General features: G+C 29.8%; 12 protein-coding genes. 6 read left to right on the forward strand and 6 right to left on the reverse strand.

Translation table 11 applies throughout. The annotated features are described in order from the left end of the window. Nucleotides 1–126: 126 nt before the first annotated feature. Nucleotides 127–1143 carry an AI-2E family transporter gene (locus ACSIGC_RS05795; RefSeq protein ID WP_442267203.1) on the reverse strand — a complete coding sequence of 339 codons (1017 nt, stop codon included), beginning with the start codon at nt 1141–1143 and terminating at the stop codon, nt 127–129. Between the two features lie 185 nt (nt 1144–1328). On the opposite strand from ACSIGC_RS05795, the gene ACSIGC_RS05800 reads away from it, so the two are divergent. The 3 genes from ACSIGC_RS05800 to ACSIGC_RS05810 are packed head-to-tail and all read left to right on the forward strand — an operon-like array spanning nt 1329 to nt 2237. After that, nucleotides 1329–1688, forward strand: coding sequence for a YtxH domain-containing protein (locus ACSIGC_RS05800; RefSeq protein ID WP_442267204.1), 360 nt, complete (start codon nt 1329–1331; stop codon nt 1686–1688). Then, nucleotides 1688–2050, forward strand: a complete 363-nt coding sequence (locus ACSIGC_RS05805) for a hypothetical protein (protein WP_442267205.1) — start codon at nt 1688–1690, stop codon at nt 2048–2050. The genes ACSIGC_RS05800 and ACSIGC_RS05805 overlap by 1 nt, the downstream gene beginning before the upstream one ends. Then, nucleotides 2034–2237, forward strand: coding sequence for a hypothetical protein (locus ACSIGC_RS05810; protein ID WP_442267206.1), 204 nt, complete (start codon nt 2034–2036; stop codon nt 2235–2237). Before ACSIGC_RS05805 ends, ACSIGC_RS05810 begins: the two co-directional genes overlap by 17 nt. 123 nt (nt 2238–2360) lie before the next feature. Here the strand turns inward: ACSIGC_RS05810 and ACSIGC_RS05815 are convergent, their stop codons facing one another. Genes ACSIGC_RS05815 through ACSIGC_RS05835 form a run of 5 tightly spaced genes read right to left on the reverse strand, consistent with a single transcriptional unit; the run spans nt 2361 to nt 7232 of the window. Then, nucleotides 2361–3524, reverse strand: a complete 1164-nt coding sequence (locus ACSIGC_RS05815) for a sigma-54-dependent transcriptional regulator (RefSeq protein ID WP_442267207.1) — start codon at nt 3522–3524, stop codon at nt 2361–2363. After that, nucleotides 3517–4134: a hypothetical protein gene (locus ACSIGC_RS05820; RefSeq protein WP_442267208.1), complete on the reverse strand. Its 618-nt coding sequence runs from the start codon at nt 4132–4134 to the stop codon at nt 3517–3519. The genes ACSIGC_RS05815 and ACSIGC_RS05820 overlap by 8 nt, the downstream gene beginning before the upstream one ends. 1 nt (nt 4135) lies before the next feature. Then, entirely contained in the window at nt 4136–4966 is an 831-nt protein-coding gene (locus tag ACSIGC_RS05825; protein ID WP_442267209.1) for a mechanosensitive ion channel family protein, read from the reverse strand. Between the two features lie 9 nt (nt 4967–4975). After that, nucleotides 4976–6301, reverse strand: a complete 1326-nt coding sequence (locus ACSIGC_RS05830; protein ID WP_442267210.1) for an ABC transporter permease — start codon at nt 6299–6301, stop codon at nt 4976–4978. Nucleotide 6302: 1 nt separating this feature from the next. Beyond that, nucleotides 6303–7232 carry an ABC transporter ATP-binding protein gene (locus ACSIGC_RS05835; protein WP_442267211.1) on the reverse strand — a complete coding sequence of 310 codons (930 nt, stop codon included), beginning with the start codon at nt 7230–7232 and terminating at the stop codon, nt 6303–6305. Nucleotides 7233–7590: 358 nt separating this feature from the next. On the opposite strand from ACSIGC_RS05835, the gene ACSIGC_RS05840 reads away from it, so the two are divergent. The 3 genes from ACSIGC_RS05840 to ACSIGC_RS05850 are packed head-to-tail and all read left to right on the forward strand — an operon-like array spanning nt 7591 to nt 11673. Next, entirely contained in the window at nt 7591–8049 is a 459-nt protein-coding gene (locus tag ACSIGC_RS05840) for a MarR family winged helix-turn-helix transcriptional regulator (protein ID WP_442267212.1), read from the forward strand. A gap of 21 nt (nt 8050–8070) precedes the next feature. Next, the gene (locus ACSIGC_RS05845) at nt 8071–10479 is read left to right on the forward strand and encodes a 3-hydroxyacyl-CoA dehydrogenase NAD-binding domain-containing protein (protein ID WP_442267213.1); all 2409 of its coding nucleotides are present in this window, start codon (nt 8071–8073) and stop codon (nt 10477–10479) included. Between the two features lie 3 nt (nt 10480–10482). Beyond that, nucleotides 10483–11673: an acetyl-CoA C-acyltransferase gene (locus tag ACSIGC_RS05850; RefSeq protein ID WP_442267214.1), complete on the forward strand. Its 1191-nt coding sequence runs from the start codon at nt 10483–10485 to the stop codon at nt 11671–11673. Nucleotides 11674–11680: the final 7 nt, after the last annotated feature.

The following is an 11680-nucleotide window of genomic DNA, read 5'->3' on the forward strand; positions in this document are numbered from 1 at the left end:
AAATAAAATAAATTCAACAGGTTAAAAATACCCTAACCCTTTTATTAACTTATAGTTTCATAGTAATAAAACCTTTTATGTATTTTAAAAAATAAACTAGGAATATAATCACCCCATAAAAAACATCTAATTACTTTTTTCTAAATACCCTTTAACATAAATCTCTTTTACAAGAAACAACAGTATTGCCATAACTGGCGTAGCTAGTATTAAACCTAAATAGCCAGTGAATATTCCTAAAACTATTTGAGCAATTAAAATTAAAGCCATTGGAAAAGATATAGCTTCTCTTTGTATTAACGGTGTGATTATATTACTCTCTAAAATTTGTATTCCTGTATATAATACAAAAACGTATAATACATATTCTTCACCTTTTACAAATGCTATTAGTAATGCTGGAACTAATGCAACTATCGGTCCAATATTAGGAATAAAAGCTGATAAAGTAGCTATTATAGCTAACGATAAAGCCAATGGTATTTTTAATAAATACAAACCAATTCCTGTAAAAACACCTACTATTAACATTGACAAAATTTTACCTACCAACCATCTTTGTAAAATAGTCCCTATTCTTCTTATATGTTTAGAGACTATACTCCTTTTTTCCACTGGAAACAATACTGTCATTCCTTTAACATATACCGAAGGTTCCATAGAAAAAAATAGTCCTAAAATAATTATGATGTAAAAATCACCAACGAATCCAAAAATAGAATTAAAGAAAAACTTTATATTTTTTGTAAAATCTTTATTCTTGGTAGTTTGATTAATTGTATCAGCTATAAAACTTAAAGCTTCATTGGACTTTACTTTTTCTTTTACTTGATTTATAGCTTGTGGCAATTCTATTTTTAAATCTAAAATTTGTTCTGCAACTCTAGGATAAAGTAAATACAGTAAAAAACTAATTGAAATAAAACTTACGATAATTACCATTGATGTAATAATTGATTTTTTAACTCTTGGTATATGTTTTTTTATTCCATTACTAATACCATTAAATATTAACGCTATTAATACACCACCTAAAATCAAAAGCAAAATCCTAAAAGAAAAAATTAGAAACAATACTAGTAATAATATTAATACTATAATACTTGTTATTTTTATTGTCTTAGATAAAGGATTGGAATACATATATAAATCGATTAATTGTCATTCAAAAGTAATCTCTCGAATTAAAATAGTTTATCCCTAATCATTTTTTGATTAACTCATTTAAAAATAGTTATTGAGTTAATGTTAACATGTATTGAGTTAAGAATAAACATATTCTGGTTATAATTTTGTGATCGTAATTATTAACATTAAAAACAATTAACATGAGTAACAACAATAATATTTTAGGAGTACTTTTAGGTGTCGCAGCTGGAGCTGGCTTAGGTATTTTATTTGCTCCTGATAAAGGAAGTAAAACAAGAAAAAAAATAACTGATAGCGCTATAGCTACTAAAGACACGATTATCGATGAAGCTAATTCTATAAGCAACGAATTAAGTAATAAAGTAGAAAGTTTATCTAATAACATTTCTGATTCAATTCATTCGAAAAAGAGTAGTTTAGAAGATAAAATAGAGGAAATCATAGAAGATACTAGTTATAAAACTGATGAAATTATCACGAACTTAGAAGAAAAATTAAAAGTTTTAAAAGCTAAGAACAAAAAACTACAATCAAAGTAATGTCTATTTTAAAATCTATAGATACTACATCAGAAAAAGCTGTTCATAAAACCGAAGAGTTTTTAAATCATTCAAAAAAATATTATGAGTTAAAGATTTTTCAAATACTAACTTCATCTATTAGCCTAATTTTCAGATTTGCCATTGTAGGAATTTTCTTACTTATCGCTTTTATTTTTTTAGCAGTCTTCGCATCTTCTGCTATTGGAAACTATTTTGATAGTGAAATTTTAGGATATATAATTGTAGCTATTATTTTTATTCTTTTTGCTTTTGTAGGATATCTAGCAAAGAATTATATCGAGAATAAAGTAATAGAAAGTTTATCTAAAAAATATTTTGACGATGAAGAAATCTTATAGTAATCAGAAAGAAATAACAAAAGAACTAAGAAAATTAAAATTACAACGCAAAATAGCTTTTGAAGAAATAAAATTAATTAAGCATGAATTTAAAGAAGATATATCTATAAATAATTGGATAACTACAGTCATAAAAACAATTACTAGAATAGGAATATATAATCTAGCAAAAAAGTTAGTACGATAATTTTCTTAAAATTATCATAAACAAAAAAAGAAGAGTTAAAACTCTTCTTTTTTTGTGTTACCATGTATTTTAGAATTTTAAAATCTTCGTAATAATTATAAAAATTCTTCAATATATCTTTTGTTATTTACTTGCAAACAATTTAATATCATTTGCTGACACTGTTTTTTCTCCTAAAATAATTAAACGTTCAACTACATTTCGTAACTCACGAATATTACCAGTCCAATCGTATTCTTGTAATAATTTAATCGCTTCTTTAGCAAACTCTTTCTTAGGTGTACCTTGTTCATTTGCTATTTTATTTGCAAAAAACTCTACTAATGAAGGAATATCTTCTCTCCTATCGTTTAATGCTGGAACTTTGATTAAAATTACAGCTAATCGATGATATAAATCTTCTCGAAAACGTCCTTCTGCTATTTCTTTTTTCAAGTCTTTGTTTGTTGCTGCTAAAACACGAACATTAACTTTAATATCTTTATCTGAACCAACTCTTGAAATTCTGTTTTCTTGTAGAGCTCTTAATACTTTCGCTTGAGCTGATAAACTCATATCTCCGATCTCGTCTAAGAAAATTGTTCCTCCATTAGCTGCTTCGAATTTTCCTGCTCTATCTTTATTTGCTCCTGTAAAGCTTCCTTTTACATGACCAAATAATTCACTTTCTATTAATTCTGAAGGAATAGCTGCACAATTAACTTCAACCATCGGTGCTTTAACTCTATCTGATTTTTCATGTAGCCAATGTGCCACTAATTCTTTTCCTGTTCCATTAGGACCAGTAATTAAAACACGTGCATCTGTTGCTGCTACTTTTTCAATAATATCTTTAATGTGAGTAATTGCATCACTTTCCCCAATCATTTCATAATTCTTACTCACCTTTTTCTTTAAACGTTTGTTTTCTACAACAAGTTCTTTTCTATCTAGAGCATTACGAACTGTATTTAACAAACGATTTAAATCTGGTGGTTTTGATATATAATCGAAAGCTCCTAAACGCATCGTATTTACGGCTGTATCTAAATCTCCATGACCAGAGATCATTACCATTGGAATTTCTGGTTTAATCTTTTTTGCTTTCTCTAACACCTCTACTCCATCCATCTTTGGCATTTTAATGTCACAAAGTACAAGATCATAATCATTGTTCTTAATTAGCTCAATTCCTGCTAATCCATCTTCTGCTTCTTCTACTTGATAACTATCGTTTTCTTCTGAAATAATTTTTTTCAGTACACGACGAATAGCAGCTTCGTCTTCTATAATTAATATTTTAGACATATAGTATGTTTTTATTCAACACGTTTAAAATCTCTGTTTTATTTTCTTGAAAATACGATTCTTCATACTTAACAAAAAGAAATTTATCATTTTTCTTTGTAAACCTAATCAAAGACTGTTCCTCAATTAATGTATAAGCTTTAAAATCTTCCCAAAGATAATCTTCAAAATAATTTCCTTTAGTAACTAAACCTTTCTTCGTAAAATAAAAAATGTGTTTATCATTTATTAACAAACTAATAAGGTAAGTTGAAAAAATTATATAGTATGCGAAATAGTGGGATGTAGAATCAAAAAAGAAATTAATAAAAGTATTAGTTTTAAACTCTAGTAAATAGTCATATCTTACAATTAAATACAACAGAACTACTGTTATCATAGAAATTAAGTAATCCCAAAATTTTGATCTAAACAATTCAATTTTACCTAATAATTTTCTATTGTAACTCCCCAAAAAAATCATGAGTAATTCATACAATTTAACTACTACTAAAGCAATAATAAAAAATAAAATAATTTCTACAGATACTTTAAAATCAATTATACCGAACAAAAAAAATAATCCAAAGCAAACAAATAATAATGTTTTTAAAACTTTTCTTATTTTCATTTTAGTCTTTTCTACCAATAATATGAATATCTCGTTGAGGAAAAGGAATACTAATTTGATGCTCTCTGAATAATTCATCTATTCGAAAACGCAAATCACTTTGTATAATTGGTAATTGGAAACTATTATGAATTGTAAAAATCAATTCAAAATCTAGTGAACTATTTCCAAAATTTTTAAACAAAACTATTGGTTCTGGAGTTTTAAGAATTTGTCTATGTTCATCGGCTGTTTGAAGTAATATTTTTTTTACCAGTTGAACATCTGTACCATAAGCAACTCCTACCTCAACAGTACTTTTAGTTTTACTTCCATTTTGTGTCCAATTATATAAACTGTTTTTTAAATACATGTGATTAGGAATCACAAGGACTTTATTTTCGATGGTTACAGCTCTTGTTGTTCTTAATTTTATTTCAACAACTCTACCTACCTTGCCATCAATTTCTATATAATCTCCAACATGAACACTCTGATCCATAATAATGAAGATTCCAGAGATTATATCTTGAAAAAAAGTCTGGAGCGCCAAACCAACACCAATTAATAAAGCAGTAGATGCTGCAAAAACTGCTGTAATTTGAACTCCAGAACTTTGTAATGTTATTAAGAAAATAATAATGTATAACAACCATTTTCCAAAAGAAAAAACAGTGTCAAATTTATTTTTATCCTGATCTTGTAATTTTCCATTTATATATCTTTTAAATAATTTTAAAAGAAATGACGCTAGCATAATTACAGCTATTAGTATTAGTAATGACTTTACACTTATACTAATATGATCATTGTAATGAAAAGTATAGTTTAATACTTTATTAATTTCTTTCATTATTTTTTATTATGAACTATAACGAATCCATTTCCATAGATCTTTATAGTTTGGTTTTTTTCCATACATTAAAATACCAACTCTATATATTTTTGCTGCAACCCATACTGCACTCATAAAAGTAAGAATTAATATTAATAACGAAATTAAAATTTCCCACCAAGCTACACCAAATGGTATACGCATTAACATTACAATAGGTGAAGTAAATGGAATATAAGAAAATATAACTGAAATTGGCCCGTGAGGATCATTTATTACCGTAAAGAAACCTACATAAACTCCTAATATTAAAGGTAACATTATTGGTGTCATAAACTGTTGTGAATCTGTTTCATTATCTACCGCTGCACCAATGGCTGCGAATAAAGAACTATATAACATATATCCTCCAAAGAAATAGAAGATAAATAATATAAACATTTTAAGTAATGGTAAATCTAAAACTCCTTGAATTATCTTTTCAAACTTACTCATATCTGCTGCTTGTTTAATAGTTTCCATTTGTTCTGCAGAAACTTGAGCTGTTTGCATTTCTGTAAAACTAACACCAAAAATTGCTGGTAACACTACACTCAAGACCAACAATATAAGTCCCCAAATAAAAAACTGTAATAATCCTGCAGAAGCATTACCTATAATTTTTCCTAGCATTAACTGGAAAGGTTTCACGGAAGAAACAATGACTTCTATAATCCTACTTGTTTTTTCTTCGATAACACTACGCATTACAGATGTTCCGTAAATTAAAACGAACATAAACAATAAATATCCAGCAGCACCACCAGCAATAATACTAGCAACATTTTTAGCTTTTGATGATTCTTCTCCTGAAAAATTATACATTTTAACATCTGAAGAAATTTTAGATGCTTTAATTTTTTCTAAATCTATACCAAAATCTGTTAATTTAAGGTTACGCAAACGCGCATCCACCTTTCTTTCAATATTATCCATTATAGTTAATCCAGGAGAATCTTTTGAGTAAAATTCTATTGATTTCGCTAAAACTTCTAAACTATCTTTTTTTGGAATATATAACGCTCCATAATAATCACCTTCTTCTACTTTTTTCTTAGTTTCTTCTATACCTAACTTTGTATAATCTTCAAATTGTAACGTTTTTGAATCTTTAAATACATCTTTAGAAAAAATTCCTGACTCATCAACAAAAACTATTTTTTTAACTTTTTCTTCATTTTTCTTGGTCAAGAAAAATACTAAAGCTCCCATTCCTACCATTAATAATGGACTTAAAAAAGTCATAATTATAAATGATCTATTTTTAACCTTTGCAATAAACTCGCGTTGTATAATTAACTTTAACTTGTTCATCTTAAATTGTTTTGTTTATTGTTTGAATAAAAATATCGTTTGCACTAGGTACTAATTCTACAAAATGGTTTACTTGACCATTTGAAGTTAAAAACGATAACAAATCATTAGCCTTATTTTCTCCTGTTAGTTTTACATTTAATTTTAACCCTTCATTTAAAGATTTAAAATCCGCTGGAGAAACTTCAAAATTCTGACTCAACTTTTGTTTTACTTCCTCAGGTGAATCAGTTTTTAAACCTACCTCAAAAACATTAGTTCTGTATTGACGCTTGATATCATCTAACTTACCGTCTAAAATTTTATTAGATTTATTTATTAATGCAATGTAGTCACACATTTCCTCTACACTTTCCATTCTATGTGTAGAGAAAATAATAGTCGCTCCTTCATCTCTTAATTGTAAAATTTCTTTAGCTATCAATTGAGCATTAATTGGATCGAAACCAGAGAATGGCTCATCGAAAATTAATAATTTAGGTTGATGAAGTACCGTTACAATAAATTGTACTTTTTGAGCCATCCCTTTAGATAATTCTTCTATCTTTTTATTCCACCAAGCTGTAATTTCAAACTTTTCAAACCAGTACTTTAATCTTTTTTTGGCTTCAGATTTACTCATACCTTTTAATTGAGCTAGGTATAAAGCTTGGTCTCCTACTTTCATAGATTTATACAACCCTCTTTCTTCTGGCAAATAGCCTATTTGTTCTATATGATGAGGAGCAAGTTTTTCTCCATCTAAAATTACTTCTCCATTATCAGGCATTGTAATTTGATTAATTATTCTAATTAATGATGTTTTCCCAGCACCATTAGGACCAAGAAGTCCAAAAACACTTCCTTTAGGAATGTGCATCGATACATTGTTTAATGCAGTATAGTCACCATAGCTCTTTACTACATTATTAATTTCTAATAAATTATTCATTGATTTTTGGTTGTTTGATTATAGCTTGATCAAGTTTTATCACAAACTTACACACTTTTAAGAGTATTAGTAATATTATATTAAAATATGTTACAAAAAATTATTCTTTTCAAAAACTTAATCTTTAATAAAAAAGCTTTAAAAACGAATTCAACACCAATTCACAATCTAAAAGAATCAATCATTTAATTTTTTTGTTTTGCTTAAAAAAATGATAATCTATTAAAAATATTAAAGTTACAATCCCATAATCTCAACACTTACCTATAAATAATCGTTAAATTTTATTATGCATGCATAATTTTTTATCAATTTACTATGCATGCATAATAAAATTTTATATCTTTGAAAATGTTATATGGATAAAAGTAAATCAATAGATCACCAATTAAGAGCTACATGGCAAGCTGTAGCTAAGATGTATAATGAACAAGCATCAAAACACGATAGTACTATGGCTATGGCTTTTGTACTATTAAATATTGATTACGAGAACGGAACACCTTCTACTTCTTTAGGTCCTTTAATGGGAATGGAGCCGACAAGTCTTTCTAGAATTTTAAAATCTATGGAAGATAAAGGTTTAATCCTAAGAGAGAAAAATCCTGAGGATGGTAGAAGTGTAATAATTAAACTTACAGAATTTGGTAAAGAAAAGCGTGAAATTTCCAAAGGTCATGTTTACCAATTTAATAATAAAGTTCGAGAACGTTTAACGGATAAAGAAATTCAAAATTTCTTTAAAGTAACAGAAATTATAAACAAGCTTATAGCTGAAAAAAAGATATACGGAGATATATCTTCTCAAGCTGTATAAAAATTCAAACCTATATAAGTAATGAGCAAAAGAAGAATTAAAAAGGTAGCGATTATTGGATCAGGTATTATGGGATCTGGTATCGCTTGTCACTTTGCTAACATCGGTGTTGATGTATTACTTTTGGACATTGTACCAAGAGAACTAACAGACAAAGAGAAAGCAAAAGGATTAACTCTAGAAGACAAAGTTGTTCGTAATCGTTTAGTAAACGATGCTTTAACGGCTTCTTTAAAATCTAAACCGTCCCCTATCTACAACAAAAAGTTTGCTGATAGAATTACTACAGGTAATATTGATGATGATTTACACCTAATTAAAGATGTTGATTGGGTAATGGAAGTTGTTGTTGAACGTTTAGATATTAAACAAAGTGTTTTTGAAAAAGTAGAAAAATATCGTACTCCTGGTACTATAATTTCTTCTAATACTTCTGGTATTCCTATCAAATTTATGAATGAAGGAAGAAGCGAAGACTTCAGAAAACATTTTGCTGTAACTCACTTCTTTAACCCACCTCGTTACTTAAAATTATTCGAAGTTGTTCCTGGACCAGACTGTAAACAAGAAGTTACTGACTTCTTAATGGAATATGGAGATAAGTTCTTAGGAAAAACTTCAGTATTAGCTAAAGATACACCAGCTTTTATAGGAAACCGTATTGGTATTTTCGGAATTCAATCACTTTTCCACCAAGTAAAAGAATTAGGTTTAACAGTTGAAGAAGTTGATAAATTAACTGGACCAGTAATTGGTCGTCCTAAATCAGCTACTTTCCGTACTGTAGATGTTGTAGGTTTGGATACATTAGTACATGTAGCTAATGGAATTTACGATAATTGTCCAGACGACGAAGCTCACGACTTATTTAAATTACCAGATTTCATCAACACAATGATGGAAAATAAATGGTTAGGTAGTAAAACAAAACAAGGTTTCTATAAGAAGTCGGTAAATGCTGAAGGAAAAAAAGAAATCTTAACATTAGATTTAGACACGATGGAATATCGTTCTAAGAAAAGAGCTTCTTTCGCTACTTTAGAATTGACGAAAACTATAGATAAGCCAATTGATCGCTTTAAAGTATTAGTTGGTGGTAAAGATAAAGCTGGAGAATTCTACCGTAAGAACTTTGCTTCAATGTTTGCTTATGTTCAAAATAGAATTCCAGAAATTTCTGACGAATTATATAGAATTGATGATGCCATGAAAGCTGGTTTCGGTTGGGAAAATGGACCATTCGAAATTTGGGATGCTGTTGGAGTTGAAAAAGGTATCGAATTAATGAAAGCTGAAGGAAAAGAGCCTGCTGCTTGGGTTACTGAAATGGTAGCTAAAGGAGAAACTGCTTTCTATACCGTTAAAGATGGAGCTACATATTACTATGATGTAAATGAAAAATCTCAGGTTAAAAAGCCTGGTCAAGATGCATTTATCATCTTAGATAACATTAGAAAATCTAAAGAGGTATTCAAAAACTCTGGGGTTGTAATTGAAGATTTAGGAGACGGTATCTTAAACTGTGAATTCCAATCTAAAATGAACACAATCGGTGGAGACGTTTTAGCTGGATTAAACAAAGCTGTTGACCTAGCTGAAAAAGACTTCGAAGGATTAGTTGTTGGTAACCAAGGAGCAAACTTCTCTGTAGGTGCAAACATCGGAATGATCTTTATGATGGCTGTTGAGCAAGAATACGATGAGTTAAACATGGCTATTAAGTATTTCCAAGATACTATGATGCGTATGCGTTATTCATCTATTCCAGTTATTGCTGCGCCTCATGGAATGGCTTTAGGTGGAGGATGTGAATTGTCATTACACGCAGATAAAGTTGTTGCTGCTGCTGAAACTTATATGGGATTAGTGGAGTTTGGTGTTGGAGTTATCCCTGGTGGTGGTGGATCTAAAGAAATGGCTTTAAGAGCATCTGATACTTTCCGTACTGGAGATGTTCAATTAAATGTTTTACAAGAGTATTTCTTAACTATCGGTATGGCTAAAGTATCTACTTCTGCTTACGAAGCATTTGATTTAGGTTTATTACAAAAAGGTAAAGATGTTGTTGTAGTAAATAGAGATCGTCAAATCGCTGAAGCTAAAAAACATGCATTATTATTAGCTGATGCAGGATATACACAACCAGTACACCGTAACGATGTATTAGTTCTTGGTAAACAAGCATTAGGTGCATTTATGGTAGCTACTGATTCTATGCAAGCAAGTAACTTTATTTCAGAACACGATCAAAAGATTGCAAACAAACTAGCTTATGTAATGGCTGGTGGAGATTTATCAGAACCAACAAAAGTTTCTGAACAGTATTTATTAGACATCGAACGTGAAGCGTTCTTAAGTCTAACTACAGAACGTAAAACATTAGAGCGTATTCAGCACATGTTAAAAACTGGTAAACCATTAAGAAACTAAACAATGAAAACAGCATATATAGTAAAAGGATATAGAACTGCCGTAGGAAAGTCAAAAAGAGGTGGTTTTAGATTTAAGAGAGCAGATGAGTTAGCTGCTGAGACAATTCAATACATGATGGGAAAACTTCCTGAGTTTGACGTAAAACGTATTGATGATGTAATTGTAGGAAATGCTATGCCAGAAGGATCTCAAGGATTAAACATGGCTCGTATCATTTCATTAATAGGATTGAACTCTGTTGATGTTCCTGGTGTTACTGTTAACCGTTTCTGTTCTTCAGGATTAGAAACAATTGGAATGGCTGTGGCAAAAATTCAATCAGGAATGGCTGAATGTATTATTGCCGGTGGTGCTGAAAGTATGACTTCTGTTCCTATGACAGGTTTCAAACCAGAATTAAACTACAACATTGTGAATGCTGGTCATGAAGATTATTACTGGGGAATGGGAAATACTGCTGAAGCTGTAGCTCAAGAGTATAAAATTTCTCGTGAAGATCAAGATGAGTTTGCTTTAAATTCTCATTTAAAAGCATTAAAAGCACAATCAGAAGATCGTTTCCAAGATCAAATCGTTCCTATCGAAGTTGAGGAAACATACATCGATAGTAAAGGAAAGAAAGCGACTCGTAAATTTACTGTAACTAAGGATGAAGGACCTCGTAAAGGTTCTACTATTGAAGGTTTACAAAGATTACGTCCAGTATTTGCTGCTAACGGATCTGTTACTGCTGGTAACTCTTCTCAAACAAGTGATGGAGCTGCTTTCGTAATGGTTATGAGTGAAGATATGGTGAAAGAATTAAACCTTGAACCAATTGCTCGCATGGTAAGTTATGCTGCCGCTGGTGTTCCTCCAAGAATTATGGGAATCGGACCTGTTGCTGCTATTCCAAAGGCATTAAAACAAGCTGGTTTACAACAAAACGATATTGACTTAATTGAGTTAAATGAAGCGTTTGCTTCTCAATCATTAGCTGTAATTAGAGAATTAGGATTAAATCCAGATATAATCAACGTAAATGGTGGAGCTATTGCTTTAGGTCATCCGTTAGGATGTACAGGAGCGAAGTTATCTGTTCAATTATTCGATGAAATGCGTAAGCGTGAGATGAAGAATAAATACGGAATGGTAACTATGTGTGTAGGTACTGGACAGGGAGCTGCTGGTATTTTTGAATTCTTAAACTAACGTAACA

Source organism: Tenacibaculum aquaeponti (assembly GCF_052084715.1).
GTDB lineage: Bacteria > Bacteroidota > Bacteroidia > Flavobacteriales > Flavobacteriaceae > Polaribacter.

Bases quoted from the DNA above. Each gene is read 5' to 3' on its own strand.
- ACSIGC_RS05795 (WP_442267203.1), bottom strand. From the start codon at position 1,143: ATGTATTCCAATCCTTTATCTAAGACAATAAAAATAACAAGTATTATA.
- ACSIGC_RS05800 (WP_442267204.1), top strand. From the start codon at position 1,329: ATGAGTAACAACAATAATATTTTAGGAGTACTTTTAGGTGTCGCAGCT.
- ACSIGC_RS05805 (WP_442267205.1), top strand. From the start codon at position 1,688: ATGTCTATTTTAAAATCTATAGATACTACATCAGAAAAAGCTGTTCAT.
- ACSIGC_RS05810 (WP_442267206.1), top strand. From the start codon at position 2,034: ATGAAGAAATCTTATAGTAATCAGAAAGAAATAACAAAAGAACTAAGA.
- ACSIGC_RS05815 (WP_442267207.1), bottom strand. From the start codon at position 3,524: ATGTCTAAAATATTAATTATAGAAGACGAAGCTGCTATTCGTCGTGTA.
- ACSIGC_RS05820 (WP_442267208.1), bottom strand. From the start codon at position 4,134: ATGAAAATAAGAAAAGTTTTAAAAACATTATTATTTGTTTGCTTTGGA.
- ACSIGC_RS05825 (WP_442267209.1), bottom strand. From the start codon at position 4,966: ATGAAAGAAATTAATAAAGTATTAAACTATACTTTTCATTACAATGAT.
- ACSIGC_RS05830 (WP_442267210.1), bottom strand. From the start codon at position 6,301: ATGAACAAGTTAAAGTTAATTATACAACGCGAGTTTATTGCAAAGGTT.
- ACSIGC_RS05835 (WP_442267211.1), bottom strand. From the start codon at position 7,232: ATGAATAATTTATTAGAAATTAATAATGTAGTAAAGAGCTATGGTGAC.
- ACSIGC_RS05840 (WP_442267212.1), top strand. From the start codon at position 7,591: ATGGATAAAAGTAAATCAATAGATCACCAATTAAGAGCTACATGGCAA.
- ACSIGC_RS05845 (WP_442267213.1), top strand. From the start codon at position 8,071: ATGAGCAAAAGAAGAATTAAAAAGGTAGCGATTATTGGATCAGGTATT.
- ACSIGC_RS05850 (WP_442267214.1), top strand. From the start codon at position 10,483: ATGAAAACAGCATATATAGTAAAAGGATATAGAACTGCCGTAGGAAAG.